Here is a 19314-nt window from a genome sequence, read left to right on the forward strand (position 1 = left end):
TGACGGCATCCGTCTGCAAATCAAATTGTAGATTGGCGTTTGTGTGATTGCGTCAATGCAATCTCGTGCCTCTGGCGTCAGGCAGTGATCGGCCCGATCTTTCGGTCAACGGGGCAGATGCCCACAGCACACCCACAGCACTCGGAGGACGACGCCATGCAGATCAACGGCCTTCACCACGTCACCGCCATTGCCGGCCCGGCCCGCCGCAATCTCGATTTCTACGGGCGCGTGCTCGGCCTGCGCCTGGTCAAGAAGACCGTCAATTTCGACGATCCCGGCACCTACCACCTCTATTTCGGCGATGCCGATGCGGCGCCGGGTTCGATCCTGACCTTCTTCCCCTGGGAGCATGCGGCGCCGGGCCGGCTCGGTGTCGGCGAGACCCAGGAGACGGTGTTCCGTGTCCCCGCCGGCTCGATCGGCTTCTGGACGCATCGTTTCGTCGAGCAGGGCGTGCCGCATGAGCCGCCGTTCAAGCGCTTCGGCGAGACGGTGCTGGGCTTCCGCGATCCGGACGGGATGAGGCTCGCTCTCGTCGGCGTGGCCGGCATCGAGGCCGAACCGGCCTGGGCCGAGGGCGGCATTGCGGCCGAGCATGCCATCCGCGGCTTCCACGGCGTCAGCCTGCTGCTGGCCGATGCGGCGCCGACGGCTGCCATCCTGAGCGACGTCTTCGGTTTCACCGAGATCGGGCGCGAGGATACGCTGATCCGCTACGCGGTCAGGGGTGCGGCGATCGGCGGGGTCATCGACCTGCGTGTCGCCGGCGGCTTCCTGCCGGCGCGTCAGGGCGCGGGCTCGGTGCACCACATCGCCTTCCGGGCGGCCGACGATGCCGCGCAGGAGGAGATGGTGCGCCGCCTCGCCGAGAACCATGGCATCCGCACCACCGAGCAGCGGGACCGGAACTATTTCCGTTCCGTCTACTTCCGCGAGCCCGGCCATGTCCTGTTCGAGATCGCGACGGACGTCCCCGGCTTCGCGGTCGACGAGCCGGCTGCCGAACTCGGCCGTTCGCTCAAGCTGCCGCCCGGCCTGGAGGCGCACCGCAAGCAGATCGAGGCGGTGCTGCCGGTCCTGGCCTAGTCCAGGGCTATGGAGCCCGCGCAGATGCCGCCCTGCCTGCCTTTCGCGGGGGCAGGGCGGTCCCGCTTCATCGAAGGGAGATCACCATGACCGACACGAACGGGGCTAACGATTTCATCCATGTCTTCGAGCCGGGCACCGATCCGGCCCGCCCGCCGCTTCTGCTGCTGCATGGCACGGGAGGCGATGAGCGCGACCTGCTGTCGCTCGGCCGCACCGTCGCGCCGGGTGCGAGCCTGCTCTCGCCGCGCGGCAAGGTTCTGGAAGGTGCGGCGCCGCGCTTCTTCCGGCGGCTGGCCGAAGGCGTGTTCGACGAAGCCGATCTGCGCCGCCGAACGGACGAGCTGGCCGACTTCGTCCTGAAGGCACGGGAGCGTTATGGCCTGCCTGCGCCGATCGCGCTCGGCTTCTCGAACGGTGCCAACATCGCGGCGGCGCTGCTGCTGCAGCGCCCGGAGATTCTGGCCGGTGCGGCCCTGCTGCGGGCGATGAAGCCCTTCGCCAGGGCGCCGCGGGCCGATCTTGCCGGCAAGCCTGTCCTGCTGCTCTCGGGAGCGCTCGATCCGATCATACCTGCTGCCAACGCGGAAGAACTGGCGGGGCAGCTCACGGCGGGCGGAGCCGTGGTGGAGCACCGCGTGCTTCCGGCCGGGCATGGTCTCGGCCAGGCCGATCTCGCTTTGCTGGGCGACTGGCTGGCTCGCATCTGAGGAGGCCGGCGGCGTTTTGCCGCCGGCCTTCCCGCCGGCTTCAGCCGGCGAGCGGGACCAGGATCGCGAGCGCCAGCGCGGTGACCACGAGGGCGCGCAGCAGCACAGCGCCGGGATTCGAGATCGGGATATCCGATGAGCGCGACCAGGCTCGCATGACCGGCTTCCTCCCAACGCGACGTCTATGAATGGTGACGTAACGTCGCTACGCCGGCAAGGCGGTCGCCCTCGGCTGCGGTGGAAAACCGGGCGGGTGCGGCCGTCGAGTGCTCGGCCGTTCTCTGGCCAAGATGCGAATGCGCGTTGCTGGGCGGGTCTTGCCGGCGAGGTGCTAGCGCGCGGCGGCGATGGAACCGATCGGGTCGGCGACCACGACCGGGCGGGCCTTGCCCGCCTGCTCAGCCAGCAAGGCGCGGCTGATGCGCCGGCGATAATCGGCCCAGGAGCCGAGGCTCAGCCCGCAGCCTGCGCATGACACCACGCCGGCATCGTCGAGCTGGCTCGGAACCGAGACGCCCGGCGAGCCGCAATCCTCGCAATGGAACCAATCCTGCCTCAACATGACCTCGCTTCGGCTGTCCGGGCGCGACGCCAAGCGTCGGCCGCGTCCGCATCAAGGACGACGGCAGATGACTGGCCGCTGAACGGATAAGGCAGTCCTGCGACCGGATCCGGTCAATCCGGGGCGCTCCGATCGAAGGCGGCTCTAATCGAAGGGCGGAGACTGGTCCCCGCGCTGGTGCTCCGCCTTCTGGCCCTCGTCGAAGCTGTTCGAGACGACCAGCCGCAACTGCGGTCTCGTCGTGGTGGAGGTTTCTCGTCTGCCGGCTGTCACGCGCCGGATCTGCGCTCGCCGGACGATGAGCGACAGCCGATTCCCACGTTTCATGGTTGTTGTTCTCCGCGCCGCACGTCGATCATGTTCCGGAGCGCCGGAGGCGCGCATCCCCCATTTGAGGGGGGATCGGTTTTCTCATACGGCCCGGCTCGGCGGCCGGCCTGATGCATCCCGCGGACATCGTCGTGAACGGTGTTGCGTCTACGGATCATCAGTCATCCCGCGAGGGGCCGCCGCCGGCTGAACTTGATGACGTTCGCTCGGCTGGCAGCGCTTCGGGCTTTGGCCAGATCGATCAGCGCGACCTCGATAGACTTCCTTAGCTGAGCGTCTTCGGCCGTTTCTCCGGTTACGCAGAAAAACGCGCTCAACAAAAGGACGCTGCACTCGTCATAGTTCGAGATGGTACGCTCTCGCTTGCGCCTCAACGACATGATGGCCCCGCATGGTACAGAGTGTTTCGATTTGGGCCGGCATAGGCATCGCAGGCTTGGGCAGCGCAATTTCGTGGCCAGCCGGCCGACCTCCGCGGTGGGGATGGCGAACGTTACGGCGGCCCCGATGGTCCGGCCGCCGCGAAAGCACGAAGCGGCGCGTCCAAGCGGAGTCTCCTCCGCGAGCGAGATCGGGTGGAGAAGGCTTGCGTCGTGATGCGCTGCGCGAACGTCAGCAGAGCATCTGTCGGGACTTTGTCGGGACTCCTTGTCCCGGTATGGCCGATTCCATCCCGATCGGTGCCGATTTGTTCCTCGGCCCCGGGAAACGGGTGGTTGGCAAGTATTTTGATTTTGCGGGGTTTTATGGTCGGAGCGAGAGGATTCGAACCTCCGACCCCTTGTCCCCCAGACAAGTGCGCTAACCGGGCTGCGCTACGCTCCGACGGCTCGGCTTATAGTGGCGGGGCGGCTCGGATGCAATGCGCTTTGACGCGATGATGAACAACTCTGTGTCCCGGCGGGGCCGGGCCGTCATCATCGGCCCGTTAACGTTTTCTTAGGCATGTGATTGCCTCAGCGGCGGCTTCCCGCCAAGGTCGATGCGGGGAAAGGGGCAGAAGGCGGGAAGGACCATGTCTCTGGCAAATGCCGACACCGCCCAGATGCGGACGACGACACGGGCGGCGGAACCTGCCGCCGGATCCCTGGCGGCCTTCTTTCGCGACCTTGAGCCCGACTGGCATTCGGCCTGGGCCTGGGATCACTACGAGCCGGTCATTCTGCGCCTGGCGCGCCAGCTCGGCCTGCGTCGGCTCTGCGAGATCGGCGGCGGGCGGGATCCGCTGTTCGACGCCGCCGGCGCGCACCGTCATGGGTTCGACTTCGTGGTCAACGATATCGATGCGGACGAACTGGCGCGTGCGCCGAGCGGTCTCAGGACGGCACGCTTCGATATCGCCGGCGATCTCTCCGAGCCCGATGTCGAACGCGGCGGCTATGACATGATGGTGTCGCGCATGGTCTTCGAGCACGTCTCCGATGTCGAGCGGGCCTGGTCCAACATCCATGCGCTGCTGGCGCCGGGCGGTGTCGCCCTGGCCTTCTTCCCGACGCTCTGGGCGCCTGTCTTCGCCCTGAATCACGCCTTGCCGGAAAAGGCGTCGCGCGCGATCGTCCACGCGCTCTTTCCGGCGCGGCGCGAGGGCGGCGACGATCCGAAATTTCCGGCGTTCTACGACTGGTGCCGCGGCAACCCCGGGCAGTTGCGGCCGATGCTCGCCCGCGCGGGCTTCAACGACGTGCATATCCAGCGCTTCTGGGGGCATGGCTATTTCGACCGGATGCCGGGCCTGAAGCAGCTCGACCACAACTTCAACGCGCTGGCGGCGCGGCTCGGCTGGAGCCTGGTGACCACCTACGCCTACGTCGTCGTCCGCAAGGACGGAGCCTGAGCCCGGTCAGGAACGGGGCCGGGACGGAGGCCGTGGCTCGGGCAGGACCGCGAGACCCCAGATCAGCCCGAGCATCAGATAGAGATGGCGCCAATGGTCGGTATCGATCTGGAGCCCCTGCAGGATCGTCACGAACAGCACCGACCAGAGCACGATGACGTGGTGCTGCGTCGCGCTGCGCCGGAAGACGACCCGCCATCCGACATAGCAGGTCGCCGCCATCAGCCCGAGCCAGGCTGCGCCGCCGAGCCAGCCATAGGAGGCGAAGGCGTTGATGTAGACGTTGTGCGGGTCCTCGAAGAAATGCCAGCGGAAGCGCAGGGGGCCTAGCCCGTTGGGGGTGTCGAGCAGCATCGGGATGGAGCGCAGCTGGTTGCCGAAGCGGCCGGTGACGCCCTGGTCGTAGGTTTGAACGAGGCTGGCGCGGGCCTCGAAGACTTCGCGGATGTCATCGAAGGAGAGCGTGACGGCGAGCGCGGCCAGCATCGCGACGAAGGCGACCAGCGTCAGGAAGACGACGCGGGCGCGGCTTGCGGCATTCGGCGCCGTGAGGAAGGTCAGGCCGACCATCAGCAGCGCCGAGGCGACGAGATTGCCCCAGGCGCCGCGCGAGAAGGTGAGGAACAGCGCCAGCAGCGGCACGCTGATGACGACGAGCCCGCGCGCCAGCCCGACCCTGCCGCTGAGCACGTAGTGCAGCATGTAGACGATCGGCAGGACGAGGAACGGCCCGAGCACGTTCGCGTCCTTGAAGGTGCCCGAGGCGCGCCCGTAGAGCGTGAACACGCTGCCGAGCCCGGCGATGTTGAAATAGCCGAGGATGGCGGCGAAGGCGGCGCACCAGGCCGCGAAAAGATAGCCCCTGCGCAGGGTCTCGAGGCGTCCGGCCGCGTCGTCCGCCATGATCGCCGCGAAGAAGATGGCGGTGATCATCAGATAGACGGAGACGGCGGTGAAGCGCACCGAATCCGGCTCGTCCATCCAGGGGATCAGCGAGAAGATGCCGCCGATATTGTAGAGCAGCAGGAGCACGGCCAGGGGCAGCAGCTTCTGCGAGAAACGGATGCCGGTCAGCGCGAAGACGAAAAGCGCCAGCAGGAAGGTGAATTCATAGGGCGAGGGCTCGATCAGCGCGAAGCCGCCGGAGGCGCCCAGCAGCCAGAGCATGCCCCGCTTGACCGCGGCATAGGAGATCGCCAGGCGCGGGGGCGCCGCCTGCGGCGGGTCTGGCGCGAAGACGCTCAATAGGCGTTCTCGTTCTTGGTCAGCAGCGAGAACGGCGTCTTCGCCAGGATGTAGAGGTCGAGCAGCACCGACCAGTTCTCGATGTAGTAGAGATCGTGCTCGACGCGCCGCTGGATCTTCTCGTCCGTATCGGTCTCGCCGCGCCAGCCATTGATCTGCGCCCAGCCGGTGATGCCCGGCTTGACCTTGTGGCGGGCGAAATAGCCGTCGACCACCACCTCATAGGCCCGGTTCGAGGCGGAGGCGTGGATGGCGTGCGGCCGTGGCCCGACGAGGGACAGGTTGCCCTTGAACACGACGTTCAGGAGCTGCGGCAGCTCGTCGATCGAGGTCTTGCGGATGAAGCGGCCGACGCGCGTCACGCGCGGGTCGTCGCGGGTGACCTGCTTGGCGGCGCTGTGATCGGTCATCTCATGGTAGAGCGAGCGGAACTTCAGCACCTCGACGGTTTCGTTGTTGAAGCCGTAGCGCTTCTGGCGGAACAGCACCGGCCCTTTCGAATCGAGCTTCACAGCGATCGCGGTCGCGATCATCAACGGCGAGAGAACGATCAGCGCCAGCGTGCCGACGACCTTGTCGAACACCCATTTGACGACGATGTCCCAGTCGGCGATCGGCCGGTCGAACACGTCGAGCACCGGCACGGTGCCGAAATAGGAATAGGAGCGGGGGCGCAGCCGCAGCTTCGACAGATGCGCCGAGAGGCGGATGTCGATCGGCAGCACCCAGAGCTTGCGCAGCATCGTCAGCAGGCGCGCCTCCGCCGAGATCGGCAGGGTGAAGATCACGAGGTCGAGCTTGGTGCGGCGGGCGAACTCGACGAGATCGTCGATGGTGCCGAGCTTGGGATAGCCGGCGACGAGGTCGGGCGAGCGCTCGTCGTTGCGGTCGTCGAAGACGCCGCAGATGCGCAGGCCCGTGTCCTTCTGGCCTTCCAGCGCCCGGATCAGCGCCTCGCCGGCCTCGCCGCCGCCGACGATGGCCGTGCGCCGCTCAAGGCGCCCCGAGCGCGTCAGATATCGCACGCCCGCCGTGACCATGAAGCGACCGCCGAGCAGCGCGCCGGCGCCGGCGAAATAGAACCCGATCAGCCAGCCGCGCGACACCTGGTCGCTGGTCTTGAGGAAGAAGAACACCGCCAGCGTGACGAGGAAGAGCATCGTCCAGCCGGTGACGAGACGGACGGCGCTGCCGATGACGTTCCGCAACGCGCCGATCGGATAGAGCTGCAGGGCCTGGAAGACGCCGAGCGATCCGAGCGCCAGCGCCGGGATCGCGATTTGGTAGGGCAGGGTGTGCGTCGTCTTGCCGGAGACGTAGAGCCAATAGACGAGGGCTCCGCTTCCGAGCACGGCGAGCGCGTCCAGCAGGCGCGCGACGCCTTCGATCATGACGGGGGAAAGCGTCGGCTTCACCGGGATCGCGGCGATGCGTTCCGCCAGCGGGTGAAAGCGCCGGGTCTGGCCCTTCTCCGACGCGCCGAGCATGCTCGACGCGGCTGCGGCGGCCGCATCCGCCTTCATCATATCGCGGACGTCGAAAGTCCCCATCACACTCATCCTCAACCCGGATCGCCCGGACGGAGCGTGGCGATCCCGGTTGCGGTCTAGCCCAAATTGCTCACGGAACGTTTAACCGGACTGCTCGCTGTTTTTGCAGGGCGGGGCGGCCGAGCGGCGAATCCGGGATCGATCGCCAGCCCCGAACCGAGCCCAAAAACGCGCTCGAAAATCGCTGCAAAAAGCTCCTGCGAGAAAGTCGATTTTGTCTCGGTCGGTCAATGTCTTGGCTAGGGGGCGAGCGGTGCGGGAAAGTGATTGATTCCCGCAAGTCATTGTTATTGCAAGTTATCGCTAGTTGACATTGCCCTTTTCGAAAGGCATATTCCTCGTCGATGGGCGTCTGAGAAGCACATATTGCTCGCGAAGAGCTTTGCGCCGGGAACGTTGTTTCGTTCATGGCGCCGATTGCGGGGGTGTTGACCCTGCGGTTGCTTCTTTCCCGGCCTGTCGATTTATAACTCTAACGATTGCTTGGCTGTCCCTGCGTCGCGCCCGCGACGTCCAGCGCCGGCTTCGCCCGTGTGCAACATGTCTTTTCATTGGTTGGTTCTGCTCGCGGCCGTGGCCGTCGAGATCGTCGCGACGGCCGCGCTGAAGTCGGCCGTCTCCATGTCCTGGCTCGTCGGCTCCCTGCCGCTGGCCCTGATCGGTTTCTCCTTCATCCTGCTCAGCGTGGCGCTGCGCACCATCCCGATGGCGGTCGCCTATGCCGTATGGGAAGGGATCGGCATCGTTGGCATCGCCGTGATCGGCCATCTCCTGTTCGGCGAGCATCTAACGGTCGGCCGTGCGCTCGGCCTGGCCGCGATCCTGACGGGTATTCTGCTGATCGAGCATGGCGTCGGGTCCGAACGGAGGCAGGGTGACGGGAGGCTCGCGTGAATGCGGCGCTCGTCCAGGTCGTTCCGCTTCTGTGGTTGCTGGTGGCGGTCGCGCTCGAGATCGCCGGCACCTATTTGCTCAAGCTCTCCGATGGCATGAGCCGGCGGCTGCACGGCGCCGGGGGCATCCTGCTGGTGATGGGTGCCTTCGCCGCCCTGGCGCAGGCGATCAAGGGCATGGACCTGTCGGTCGCCTATGCGGTCTGGGGCGGTGCCGGGCTTGTCATCACCGCGATCGTCGGCTCGCTGGTCTTCGGCCAGCGCATCCGGCCGGCGGGCTGGCTCGGCATCGTGCTGGTCGTCGCGGGTGTCGCGACGTTGAAGCTGATCTGAGGCCTCACGCGATCCCGCGCGCGGCCATCGCGCTGCGATAGGCGGCGAGCCCGTCCTCGACCATGGCGTCGAGCCGGAAATTCTGCCGGACATGCGCGGCCAGATCGGCAGCCTGTTCCCGGCGTTCGGCCTCGGAGGCGCCGAGCATCGTCCGGATCGCCTCGGCGAGGATCGTGGGATCATTCGCCCGGATCAGGCGATGGCGATGGCGGGGTCCGTAGATCTCGCCGATCCCGCCGACATCGGTGGCGATCAGCGGCTGCGCCGCGGCTGCCGCTTCCAGGATGACATAGGGCAGGGATTCCGCCCGCGAGGGAATGACCATGCTGCGCGTTCGCGCCAGGGCGCGGCGGATCGGGCCCGGCGGCTCGAAGACGCATTGATCGGCGACGCCGCGCTCGCGCGTCATCTGCTGCAGGGTGGCTTCGTCGGGGCCGGAGCCGACGATCAGGATGCGCGGCGTGACCTTGTCGCGCCGGCGCAGCAGCGCCAGCGCGTCGATCAGGGTGTCGACACCCTTCGCGGCACGCAGTTCGCCGAGATAGAGCAGGTCGAATTCCGCGCCGCTGTGGTCCACCGGCTCGAACTCCGCCTCGGAGATGCCGTTCAACACCACCCTGGAGTCGGTGCGCGGCGCGTGGCCGATGCTGGCCTCAAAGCGCCCGGCGATGAAGCGGCTCTCGAACAGGAATATGTCGGTCGCCCGTTCGAGGAGGCGCTCCACGGCCATGTAGACCCCGTGCTCCATCCCGCCCGGCTTGTAGTTGAAGCTGCCGCCATGGGGCGTATAGGCGGTGACGTAGCGGCGGCGCGGCGAGAACAGGGCGGGCAGGCGCCCGTAGACCCCGCCCTTCGAGCCGTGGCAATGGACCACGTCCGGCGCGAGCCGGCGCCGCAGCGAGATCTGCGCGAGTTGTGCCTTGGCATCCGTGGCGTTGGGGTGGCGCGACATCGGCACGCGCGTGACGCCAAGCTCAAGCCGTGCCGACAGCTCCCTGAAGACCTCGTCGGCGCGTGCGCCCCCGGTGCTGGAATCGCAGAAGATGCCGACGGCATGGCCGCGCTCGGTCTGGCCACGCGCCACGTCGAGGACATGGCGGAAGAGGCCGCCCAGCGGCGCCCGGAAGACATGCAGGATGCGCAAGGGGCGTGCGCCGGGAGCGTCCGTCATCGCTGGAGTCCGCCCAGCCTCAGAACCAGCGTTCCTTGATGACGATGGTGTCCCCGGGCTGGACCGGATAGGTGATCGGCACGGTCGCGGTGACGGTCTGGCCTTCGATCTGGCGGGTGACCTCGGCCGAGGAGCGCTGGCCGCGCGGCGTGAAGCCGCCGGCGATGGCGACGGCCGTCTGGACGGTCATGCCGTTCACGAAGGGGAACTGGCCGGAATTGGTGACCTCGCCCAGCACGAAGAAGGGGCGATAGGTGTCGACCTCGACCGAGACCTTGGGCTCGCGCAGGTAACCGCCGCGCAGCTTCGCCTCGATGGCCTGGGCGAGCTGTTGCGTCGTGCGCCCCTGCGCCTCGATCGTGTTGATCAGCGGCATTGCGATCCGGCCCGAACCGTCGACCGCGTAGATGTTCGACAGATTGTCCTGCCCGAAGACGATGATGCGCAGCCGGTCGCCGCTGGCGAGCCTGTAGGGGCCTGCCGGCTCGGTCATCGTGTAGTCCGAAGCCGTGTAGCGGGGAGCGCACGCACCCGTCAGCATGGCGACGGCCAAGATCATAGAGGCGAGGTGTCGACTCATCACTGGCTACCCGTGCGGAATTCGCCCGAGCTTTAGGCGCGATATGGTTAACAAAGGCTTCCGGTGATTATCGATCCTGCGCCGGACGGAGCCGGGGCAGGGAGCTTCGTCGCGTCGAGCTGCTCCCGCCGATGATGGAAAGCGGGCCGGCGCGGCCCTGCGTAGGGCTGTTTCTGCATCGGTTTCGCAGGGTGAGGCGCGTCTTATGGTGAATTTTGGCCGCGCCGGGCGGCCGGCATTTACCGGTCAATAACCTTACTGAGCCTTCAATAGCGCTGCGTCCCTGCCCCGGGGCGCGGGTGTTCTGCGTCCGGAGGTGTGCCATGACGGCTCAAGCTGGGATTGAAGCGCGCGGCGTCGGCGAAAGCCGCGGCGACATGCTCGATCTCTCCGCGCTGTGGGCCGCGATCAAGCGCCGCAGATTCTGGATCGTCGCGCCGACGCTTGCTGCGCTAGCTCTGTCCTTCCTGGCCGTGAACGTCGTCACGCCGCGCTACACCGGCGAGGCGCGGCTGCTGCTGGAAAGTCGCGGCGGCTTCTACACTTTGCCGGGCCAGGCGCAGCCGGACAGCTCCGGCCAGTTTGATTCCGAGGCCGTGCAGAGCCAGGTGCAGATCATCATGTCGCGCGATCTGGCGCGCGAGGCGATCAAGCGCATCGGCCTCGTCGGCAATGCCGAGTTCGATTCCGGCGTGGGCGCGCTCAGCGCCGTCCGCAAGCTTGCCGTGATGATCGGGCTCGGCGGCCATCCGGCCGACCGCTCGCCGGAAGAGCGCGTGCTCGAGAAGTATTATGACCGGCTGCTCGTCTATCCGGTCGGCCGCTCGCGCATCGTCGCCGTCGAATTCACCTCGCAGGACCCGGCGCTGGCCGCCAGGGCGGCGAACGCGATCGCCGAGACCTATCTCGAATTCCAGGAGGCGGCGAAGCAGGAGAATGCGCGCAGCGCCTCGAACTGGCTGTCGACCACCATCGAGCCGCTGCGTAAGCGCGTCGCCGACGCCGAGGCGAAGGTCGAGGATTTCCGCTCGAAGAACGGCCTCTTCGTCGGCCCGAACAACACCAGCATCTCCTCGCAGCAGCTCACCGATCTCTCGGCGCAGCTCTCCGCCGCGCGCAGCCAGCAGGCGGAGGCCCAGGCCAAGGCCGGGCTGATCCGCGATGCGATCAAGCAGGGGCGCACCTTCGAGATCCCGGATGTCGCCAATAACGATCTGGTTCGCCGGCTGATCGAGCAGCGCGTCAATATGCGCGCGCAGATCGCCGCGGAATCGCGCAGCCTCCTGCCCGAGCATCCCCGGATCAAGGAGCTCAATGCCCAGCTCGCCGATCTCGAAGGCCAGCTGCGCGCCGCCGCCGAGCGGACGGTGCGGACGCTGGAGAACGAGGCCAAGATCGCCGGCCAGCGTGTCGAGAGCTTCCAGGCGGCGCTCGACGGCCAGAAGAAGAGCGTCTCCTCGGCCAATGGCAGCGAGGTCCAGCTGCGCGCCCTCGAGCGTGAGGCCCGGACCCTGCGCGAGCAGCTCGAGCAGTTCATGCAGCGCTACCGCGAGGCCGTCGCCCGCGACACGATGAACGCCACCCCGGCCGATGCGCGCATCATCTCGCGTGCCGTCGAGCCGACGGAGCCGTCCTTCCCGAAGAAGGTCCCGGTCATTCTGGTCTCGACGCTGGCGACCTTCCTGATCGCGCTCGCGACCATCGTCACGCGCGAGCTGCTCAACGGCCAGGGCCGCCCGTTGCCCGAGACGCCGCGCGGTCCGCGCTGGGTTTCCGCTGGATCGACGGAGGAGGGTGCCGAGCCGGACCGGCCCGCGCCGGACGAGCCGCGCCGCGAGCGTGTCGCCGGCCTGCTGACCCATACCGGCCGCCTTGGTCAGGTCCGCCTGGACCTCGATCAGCCGGAGCAGACCCTGGCAGAGATCGCCGAGCGCACCGAGGAAGCCGCGCGCGGCATGGCGCCGATGATGCTCGTGCTCGAAGCCGGCGGCGAAGGGGCTGCCGATGCGCGCGACCTCGCCTTGCTCCTGGCACAGCGCTGCCGCTGCATCCTCGTCGACCTGACCGAGGATGACGACCATGGCGAGCCGGGCTTCTCCGAGCTGCTCGCCGGCGAGGCGCTGTTCTCCGACATCATCATGCGCGCACCGGGTTCGCGGCTGCACAGCATCGGCCCCGGCCGCGCCGGCCGCGCCGCTGTGCTGGCGGCGCCGGACCTTGTGGATGTCGCGCTCGATGCGCTCTGCGAGACCTATGACTGGGTGCTGGTCGCCGCCGCCTCGAACGACGAGGGCGCGCTGCTCGCGCCGGTGGCGCGACGCGCCCAGGGCGGGCTGGTGATGAGCGGCCAGGTTGGCAACGGCCATGCGCTGGAAGTCGGTTACCGCCTCAGCGAACTGACCGATGCGCCGATCACGCTCATCCTCGACGCCGAGGGCGGCGTGCCGCCGGTGCAGTCTCGGGCGGCGGAGGAGGCGGTCGAGGCCTGAGCCGCGGCTCCGGTCCTCGCGCTAGTCGTCGACGGGCTCGCGGCGGCGTAGCCAGCCCGAGACCCGGTGGGCCAGCTTCAGTGCCGTGGGCGAGCGCTTGATCCGCCGCTTGAGGGCGCGTCGGGCCTGCGCCGCCCGGGCGAAGAACCGCCCCTTCAGCGTCAGCGGCAGGAAGCTGTCGACCAGATCGTCATGGTCGTCGCAGAAGCTGGTCTTGTAGCGTGCCTCGCCGACGCCGAGATCGAAGACTGCGACGCCTTCCTGGCATTTCCGGTGGATCAGCTCGGCCAGCAGCAGCTCGCCCGGGCTCGTCTTGACGGTCTCGCTGCTCATGTCGAACGAGGTCGCCATGCCGGAGAACCGGTCGCCATGGACGGCACCGATATAGGTCGCGACGGGGGCCCCGCCGAGATCCAGCGAGTAAAGCTCGAGCGGGGAGGCGGCACCACCGGTTCCGGCCGCCCGGCTCAGGAACGCCCGGACGGAGGGCTCGGCGAAGGGATCCGGCAGGCCCATGGCGCGGAACCGCTCGGCCTTCTGTGAAAGGAAGGCCGAGACGACGCGCTCAATCTCCGCCGGGGTCTCTGCCCGGGACAGGCGCGAGGGGCCGAAATCGCCGAAGCGGCTGCGCTTGTTCTTCAGCTTCTTGCGGGCGTGGCTGCTCATCGAGCGCTTGAGCGTGGCGTCCCCGTCGCCGGGTACCAGCGCGAGCTTGTAGGCGCGGCTCGGGCTCGGCCCGGCTGCCAGCAGCGCCGGCGGGTTGGCGACACCGTTCCAGGCCGTCGGCTGATTGACGAAGATCAGCGCGTCGAGCCCGCCGATGGCGGCGCCGATCTCCCGGAACATTCGGGTCGCGAGCGGCGCGTCGAATTTGGCGGCGAAGGCGGGGGCGTAGAGGCCCATGTGATAGTTCGCATGCTTGCCGCCGATGATTTCGGCGAAGCGGATGCCGCTGCGGCGGGTGATGACCAGCGGCAGCAGGGCGCAGGGATTGCCGGCCGCGTCGCGGAGCAGGGCATAGCGGAACACCATCCCGTGCGCGGGGCCCACCGTCTCGACGAAGGCCTTGATCCAGCCATAGGCCTGATAGGGCGTCACCAGCGCCGTCTGCTCGAAGGCGAGCCACGCCTCCTCCAGCCGCGCGATCTCGCTCTCGATCGCGATCGAGGCCCAGGGCGGGCTGCCGGCCCGGCTGGAGACGGCGTTCGGGTAGTGCGGCGCCTCGGCGGCGGTGGCAGGCATGGTTCTCGGCCCTTGAACGGAGCGGGGCATGGCGTCCTTAACCCGTCATTGTGAACGGATCGGTCACGATCGCCCGGCCCGGCGGCGCCATCGCGCGCTAAGGTTAGCGGGCGGTTGCGCGGGACGGTGATGAACGGGCGTCACAAGGCCATCACGGCCGCATTCGGACTCATGGCGGCGACGCGGGCCGATCGCTGGAGTCGCGGCTTCGCGCAGGGCGCGGGCGCGATCCTGACCCTGCACCATGTCCGCCCGGAGGCAAGGCGCGGCTTTGCCCCCAATGCCGGGCTCGACGTCACGCCAACCTTCCTCGATGACGCACTCCGCCTCATTCGTGCCGAGGGCTATGACCTCGTCTCGCTCGACGAGGCGCTGGCGCGGCTTCAGCGCCCGAAGCCCGGCCGCTTCTTCGTCGCGCTGACCTTCGACGACGGCTATCGCGACAATGTCGAGCATGCCTGGCCGGTGCTGGCCAAGCATGAAGCGCCATGGACGCTCTTCGTCACCCCTGGCTTCGCCGAGCGCAGGGCGCGGCTCTGGTGGCTGGAGCTTGAGGAGGCGGTCCGGGCCTTGCCGCGCCTGGACCTGGCCCTGCCGGAGGGCCGCTTCGCCGCCCGCACGGAAACCGATGCCGAGAAGCAGAGCGTCTTCGACAGGCTCTACTGGCGTCTGCGCAAGGGGCCGGAAGCGATTCTGCTATCGGCGATTTCCGATCTGGCGGAACGGGCCGGCATCGACCGCGCCGCGCTGGTCGAGCGGGAGTGTCTGCCCTGGGAAACGCTGCGCGCGTTGTCCGGCGCGCCCGGCGTGACGATCGGTGCCCATACCCTGACGCACCCGATGCTCGCGAAGCACGATGAGGAGACGGCGTGCAACGAGATCGTCGAGAGCAAGGTGCGGCTGGAGGCGGCGCTCGGCATGCCCGTCCGCCACTTCGCCTATCCGGTCGGGGACCCCGCCTCGGCCGGGCCGCGCGAATTCGCGTTGGTGCGGGAGGCGGGCTTTGCCAGCGCCGTGACGACGCGCCCGGGCCATCTCTTCCCGGAGCATGCCGCCAATCTCCACGCCCTGCCGCGGGTCTCGCTCAACGGGCTGCACCAGACCGAGCCGGCGTTGCGGGCGCTGCTGTCCGGATTGCCGTTCTGGCTGCGGAGCCGGGGCGGAAGGCTCGACGTCGCCTGACGGGAATCAGCCCTCGTCCTTGCGCTCCATCCACTTGATCAGCGGCAGCAGCGGCAGGACCCAGGCGAGGCCGAGCGTGATATAGGCGACCGTCTGCACGAGCTTGGGCGCTTCGGTGATCCGGCCCTGCGCCAGCGCCATGGCGACGAGCGCATAGACGCAGACGAAGACGAGGATCAGCACCGTCCCGACCAGCTTGCGGTTGCGTTGTTTCATCAGGCTCTCCGCCGGGCGGGCCCGGCTGCTGCGGCAATGCGGGCGTTGTCGCGCCGTGCTGGCGGGTCTATGTCACCGGCGACCGCGCTTGTGAAGCGCCTGCTTCTGCGACGAAGGCCCTCAGCCCGTGACCCTTGCCCTGAATCAGACTGCCGGCGCTCCCGCCAAGGCCGCCCATGCCGGCATCCGCCGCTGGCTCTGGACGGTGGCGGGCCTCGTCTTTCTGATGATCATCGTCGGCGGCGCGACACGGCTGACGGGCTCGGGCCTCTCGATCACCGAATGGAAGCCGATCACCGGGGCGCTGCCGCCGCTCTCGGCCGAGATCTGGGCCGACGAGTTCGCCAAATACCGGGCGAGTCCGCAATATCAGCTCCTCAACAATGGCATGAGCCTGGGCGAGTTCCAGTTCATCTATTGGTGGGAATGGGGCCATCGCCAGCTCGGCCGCTTCATCGGGCTGGTCTATCTCGCGGGTTCCCTCCTCATCGCCCTGCGGCGCCTGCTGCCGGCGCGCCAGGTCGTCACGCTCTTCGGCATGGGCCTGCTGCTCGGCCTTCAGGGCACGATCGGCTGGATTATGGTCGCCTCCGGCTTGCAGCCTGGCATGGTTGCCGTCGCGCCGGTCAAGCTGACCCTGCACCTCACCTTTGCGGGCCTGTTCTTCGCTTCGGTCGTCGCCTTCGCCACCGCGCTGACGCCGCTGCGCCGCGTCGAGCCGGCGCGGGGCAGGGCGCTGGCCTGGCTTCTGCTGCTGCTGCTCTTCGTGCAGGTCGCGCTCGGCGGCCTCGTCGCGGGTTCGAAGGCCGGGTTCACCTTCAACACCTGGCCGCTGATGGATGGAACCCTCGTCCCGGCCGGCTCGCAGCTCTTCGCCCAGACGCCATTCTGGGAGAACTTCGTCGACAATGTCGCGCTGGTCCAGTTCAACCACCGCCTCGGCGCCTATGTGCTCTTCGCCGTCGCGCTCTGGAATCTGCTGGCGCTGCGCCGTGCCGCGCCGGCATCCGGCAGCGCCAGGCGTGCGACCGCGCTCGCCGGGCTGGTGCTGGCGCAATCGGCCCTGGGCATCGTGACTCTGTTGCTGGTGGTGCCGCTCTGGGCCGGGCTCGCGCATCAGGCGCTCGGCTTCGCCGTGCTGGCGATGGGCGTGGTGCATGTCACCCGCACCGAGCAGGCGGCGCGGGTTTGACGGCGCTCGTGTCATGCTCGCCCTTGTGGCGAGCATCCAGGTCTTGAACGCCACCCGCGATAGAGGAAGACGTGGATGGTCGGGACAAGCCCGACCATGACGGCAAGAGACTGTTACGCCAGCGCCTGGTCGAGATCGGCAATCAGGTCCTCGACATCCTCGAGGCCGATCGAGAGGCGCACGACCTGCGGGCCGGCGCCGGCCTGCGTCTTCTGCTCGTCGCTGAGCTGGCGGTGGGTGGTCGAGGCGGGGTGGATCACCAGCGAGCGCGTATCGCCGATATTGGCGAGATGCGAGAACAGCTTGAGGTTCGAGACCAGCTTGACGCCGGCGTCGTAGCCGCCCTTGAGCCCGAAGGTGAAGACCGCGCCGGCGCCCTTCGGCACATAGCGCTTGGCGAGCTCGTAATACTTGTCGCCCGGCAGGCCGGGATAGCTGACCCACTCCACCGCCGGGTGCTTGGCGAGGTGCTCGGCGACCTTCTGCGTGCTCTCGCAGTGGCGCTGCATGCGCAGCGGCAGCGTCTCGATGCCGGTCAGCAGCATGAAGGCGTTGAAGGGCGAGAGGGCCGGGCCGAGGTCGCGCAGGCCGAGCACGCGCGTCGCGATGGCGAAGGCGAAATTGCCGAAGGTCTCGCCCAGCACCATGCCGTTATATTCCGGCCGCGGCTTGGACAGCATCGGGTAACGCTCGTCGCCGACCCAGTTGAACGAGCCGCCGTCGACGATGAGCCCGCCGATCGAGTTGCCGTGGCCGCCGAGGAACTTGGTGGCCGAATGCACGACGATGTCGGCGCCGTGCTCGAAGGGGCGCAGCAGATAGGGCGTCGCCATCGTGTTGTCGACGATGAGCGGGATGTTGTGCTTCTTGGCGATGGCGCTGATCGCGGCGATGTCGACGATGACGCCGCCCGGATTGGCGACGGATTCGATGAAGATCGCCTTGGTCTTCGGCGTCACCGCCTTGGCGAAGCTCTCGACATCGTCCGGATCGGCCCAGATCACGTTCCAGCCGAAGTTCTTGTAAGAGTGGTTGAACTGGTTGATCGAGCCGCCATAGAGCTTCTTGGCGGCGACGAACTCGTCGCCCGGCTGCAGCAGTGCGTGGAAGCAGAGGAACTCGGCCGCATGGCCGGAGGCGACGGCGAGAGCCGCCGTGCCGCCCTCAAGGGCTGCGACGCGTTCCTCGAGGACCGCGTTCGTCGGGTTGCCGATGCGGGTGTAGATATTGCCGAAGGCCTGCAGCCCGAACAGCGAGGCGGCGTGGTCGACATCGTCGAAGACGAAGCTGGTCGTCTGGTAGATCGGCGTCGCGCGCGCACCCGTCGCCGCATCGGGCGCAGCCCCGGCATGGATGGCGAGCGTGCTGAAACCCGGTGCGCGATCGGACATGGTGTGCTCCCTGACACTTCTGATTTCGAAACCGTTCGTTCGATTTAACGAACGCGGCCCGTAGCGTCAATTCAGCGGCGCGGCGCCAGCTCCGGTCCGATATGTTCGGGCCGGAAGCCCATGCCGACGAGCCGGGCCGGGATGCGGCGCAGCCACGGGAACCATTGCAGCAGCTTGAGCGGCCATGGCGGCGCGACGGGGCCATCGCCGGCCAGGATCGGCGTGATCACCCGGTTCTGGATCGCGACCTGCAGGGCCTGGGTCGTGTTGGTCGGGAAGCGCCGACGCTCCTGGACGGCGGCGAGATCGCTATCGGCCACACGCTTTTCGCGCAGTGGGGCGGCCAGCCGGTTGGCGGCCGCGAGCGCATCCTGGATCGCCAGGTTCACGCCGACCCCGCCGATCGGCGACATCGCATGGGCTGCGTCGCCGATGCAGAGCATCCCCGGCAGCCACCAGCGTTCGAGCCGGTCAACCGCGACCGAGAGCAGCTTGAGATCGTCCCAGCTCGTGATCTCGCCGGCCCGGCCGGTCAGGACCGGCAGCAGCTCGGCCAGGCTCGCCTTGAAGGCGTCGAGCCCGGCCGCCCGGAGCTTTTCCAGCGTGCCCTTCGGAATCACATAGGCGCATTGCCAGTAGTCGCCGCGATTGAGCATCACGGCGAAGCGTCCGCGCGCGACCTGCCCGAAGGTCTGAGCGGCATCGCCGTCGCGCCGCGATAGGCGGAACCACAACACATCCATCGGTGCGCCGATTTCATGGACCGTGAAGCCGCCGGCCCGGCGCAGCTCGGAATCGCGGCCATCGGCGGCGATGACGAGATCGGCCTTGATCGCCGTCTCACCATCGTCCGTCTCGGCGGTGATGCCGGCGACGTGCCCACTTTCGCGGATCAGCCCGGTGGCCTTGGCCCGCATCAGCAGCCGGAAGCGCGGCAGCTCCCGGCCGCGATCGGCCAGAAAATCGAGGAAGTCCCATTGCGGCATGAAGGCGATGTAGGGCGCCGCCACCGGCAGGTGGCTGAAATCCGCGATCGGCACGTCTTCCTCGCCGAAGCGGGCGACGATGTGCCATTCCTTGGTATGCGGCAGCTTCAGGAAGTCATCGAGCAGGCCGAGTTCCTGCATCAGCTGCATCGTCGAGGGATGGATGGTGTCGCCGCGGAAATCGCGCAGGAAGTCGGCGTGCTTCTCGAGCACGGTGACGTCGACGCCGGCGCGCGCGAGCAGGAAGCCCAGCATCATTCCCGCCGGGCCGCCGCCGGCGATGCAGCAGGTGGTGCTGAATTCGCGCATGGCATCCCTT

Annotated in this window: 18 protein-coding genes and 1 tRNA gene; 8 read left to right on the plus strand and 11 right to left on the minus strand. The window is 67.9% G+C overall.

Going from position 1 to position 19314, the window contains the following annotated elements:
• The first annotated feature begins 156 nt into the window (after positions 1-156).
• Together B5Y19_RS18540 and B5Y19_RS18545 are read left to right on the plus strand one after the other, a co-directional pair.
• Entirely contained in the window at positions 157-1089 is a 933-nt protein-coding gene (locus tag B5Y19_RS18540) for a ring-cleaving dioxygenase (RefSeq protein ID WP_079591909.1), read from the plus strand.
• Positions 1090-1175: 86 nt separating this feature from the next.
• On the plus strand, positions 1176-1799 hold the full coding sequence (locus B5Y19_RS18545; RefSeq protein WP_055726300.1) for an alpha/beta hydrolase: 624 nt from the start codon (positions 1176-1178) through the stop codon (positions 1797-1799).
• A 331-nt stretch (positions 1800-2130) separates the two neighbouring features.
• Here B5Y19_RS18545 and B5Y19_RS18550 read toward each other — a convergent pair whose 3' ends face one another.
• From B5Y19_RS18550 to B5Y19_RS18560, 3 genes are all read right to left on the minus strand, one after another.
• Positions 2131-2361 carry a hypothetical protein gene (locus tag B5Y19_RS18550; RefSeq protein ID WP_055726301.1) on the minus strand — a complete coding sequence of 77 codons (231 nt, stop codon included), beginning with the start codon at positions 2359-2361 and terminating at the stop codon, positions 2131-2133.
• Between the two features lie 144 nt (positions 2362-2505).
• On the minus strand, positions 2506-2688 hold the full coding sequence (locus B5Y19_RS25780; RefSeq protein ID WP_139384459.1) for a hypothetical protein: 183 nt from the start codon (positions 2686-2688) through the stop codon (positions 2506-2508).
• Between the two features lie 750 nt (positions 2689-3438).
• Positions 3439-3516, minus strand: a tRNA-Pro gene (locus B5Y19_RS18560).
• A 190-nt stretch (positions 3517-3706) separates the two neighbouring features.
• Between B5Y19_RS18560 and B5Y19_RS18565 the strand changes: the two genes are divergently transcribed.
• On the plus strand, positions 3707-4525 hold the full coding sequence (locus tag B5Y19_RS18565) for a class I SAM-dependent methyltransferase (protein WP_055726312.1): 819 nt from the start codon (positions 3707-3709) through the stop codon (positions 4523-4525).
• A 6-nt stretch (positions 4526-4531) separates the two neighbouring features.
• On the opposite strand, the gene B5Y19_RS18570 is transcribed toward B5Y19_RS18565, so the two are convergent.
• On the minus strand, positions 4532-5770 hold the full coding sequence (locus B5Y19_RS18570; RefSeq protein ID WP_055726313.1) for an O-antigen ligase family protein: 1239 nt from the start codon (positions 5768-5770) through the stop codon (positions 4532-4534).
• A complete protein-coding gene (locus tag B5Y19_RS18575) occupies positions 5767-7320 on the minus strand; it encodes an undecaprenyl-phosphate glucose phosphotransferase (protein WP_055726314.1) in 1554 nt (517 codons plus the stop codon). Before B5Y19_RS18575 ends, B5Y19_RS18570 begins: the two co-directional genes overlap by 4 nt.
• Before the next feature lie 540 nt (positions 7321-7860).
• Between B5Y19_RS18575 and B5Y19_RS18580 the strand changes: the two genes are divergently transcribed.
• The gene (locus tag B5Y19_RS18580) at positions 7861-8214 is read left to right on the plus strand and encodes a DMT family transporter (protein ID WP_079591911.1); all 354 of its coding nucleotides are present in this window, start codon (positions 7861-7863) and stop codon (positions 8212-8214) included.
• Positions 8211-8546 (plus strand): multidrug/spermidine efflux SMR transporter subunit MdtI, encoded by a 336-nt coding sequence (gene mdtI, locus B5Y19_RS18585; protein ID WP_244555638.1) that lies wholly within the window; start codon positions 8211-8213, stop codon positions 8544-8546. Before B5Y19_RS18580 ends, mdtI begins: the two co-directional genes overlap by 4 nt.
• 4 nt (positions 8547-8550) lie before the next feature.
• On the opposite strand, the gene B5Y19_RS18590 is transcribed toward mdtI, so the two are convergent.
• Positions 8551-9717 carry a glycosyltransferase gene (locus B5Y19_RS18590; protein ID WP_055726316.1) on the minus strand — a complete coding sequence of 389 codons (1167 nt, stop codon included), beginning with the start codon at positions 9715-9717 and terminating at the stop codon, positions 8551-8553.
• Positions 9718-9736: 19 nt separating this feature from the next.
• Entirely contained in the window at positions 9737-10297 is a 561-nt protein-coding gene (locus B5Y19_RS18595) for a polysaccharide biosynthesis/export family protein (protein ID WP_055726317.1), read from the minus strand.
• 323 nt (positions 10298-10620) lie between these two features.
• On the opposite strand from B5Y19_RS18595, the gene B5Y19_RS18600 reads away from it, so the two are divergent.
• On the plus strand, positions 10621-12786 hold the full coding sequence (locus B5Y19_RS18600; protein ID WP_055726318.1) for a GumC family protein: 2166 nt from the start codon (positions 10621-10623) through the stop codon (positions 12784-12786).
• A 21-nt stretch (positions 12787-12807) separates the two neighbouring features.
• Here the strand turns inward: B5Y19_RS18600 and B5Y19_RS18605 are convergent, their stop codons facing one another.
• Positions 12808-14028 (minus strand): GNAT family N-acetyltransferase, encoded by a 1221-nt coding sequence (locus B5Y19_RS18605; protein ID WP_055726319.1) that lies wholly within the window; start codon positions 14026-14028, stop codon positions 12808-12810.
• A 129-nt stretch (positions 14029-14157) separates the two neighbouring features.
• Between B5Y19_RS18605 and B5Y19_RS18610 the strand changes: the two genes are divergently transcribed.
• Positions 14158-15210 carry a polysaccharide deacetylase family protein gene (locus tag B5Y19_RS18610; RefSeq protein WP_055726320.1) on the plus strand — a complete coding sequence of 351 codons (1053 nt, stop codon included), beginning with the start codon at positions 14158-14160 and terminating at the stop codon, positions 15208-15210.
• A 6-nt stretch (positions 15211-15216) separates the two neighbouring features.
• On the opposite strand, the gene B5Y19_RS18615 is transcribed toward B5Y19_RS18610, so the two are convergent.
• A complete protein-coding gene (locus B5Y19_RS18615; protein ID WP_055726321.1) occupies positions 15217-15426 on the minus strand; it encodes a DUF2842 domain-containing protein in 210 nt (69 codons plus the stop codon).
• A gap of 127 nt (positions 15427-15553) precedes the next feature.
• On the opposite strand from B5Y19_RS18615, the gene B5Y19_RS18620 reads away from it, so the two are divergent.
• Entirely contained in the window at positions 15554-16618 is a 1065-nt protein-coding gene (locus tag B5Y19_RS18620) for a COX15/CtaA family protein (RefSeq protein ID WP_079591913.1), read from the plus strand.
• Between the two features lie 113 nt (positions 16619-16731).
• Here B5Y19_RS18620 and B5Y19_RS18625 read toward each other — a convergent pair whose 3' ends face one another.
• Together B5Y19_RS18625 and B5Y19_RS18630 are read right to left on the minus strand one after the other, a co-directional pair.
• Positions 16732-18009 (minus strand): O-acetylhomoserine aminocarboxypropyltransferase, encoded by a 1278-nt coding sequence (locus B5Y19_RS18625; protein WP_055726323.1) that lies wholly within the window; start codon positions 18007-18009, stop codon positions 16732-16734.
• A gap of 71 nt (positions 18010-18080) precedes the next feature.
• A complete protein-coding gene (locus B5Y19_RS18630; RefSeq protein WP_055726324.1) occupies positions 18081-19304 on the minus strand; it encodes an FAD-dependent oxidoreductase in 1224 nt (407 codons plus the stop codon).
• Between the last annotated feature and the right edge of the window lie 10 nt (positions 19305-19314).

It is taken from the genome of Allobosea thiooxidans (genome assembly GCF_900168195.1).
Lineage (GTDB): Bacteria > Pseudomonadota > Alphaproteobacteria > Rhizobiales > Beijerinckiaceae > Allobosea > Allobosea thiooxidans.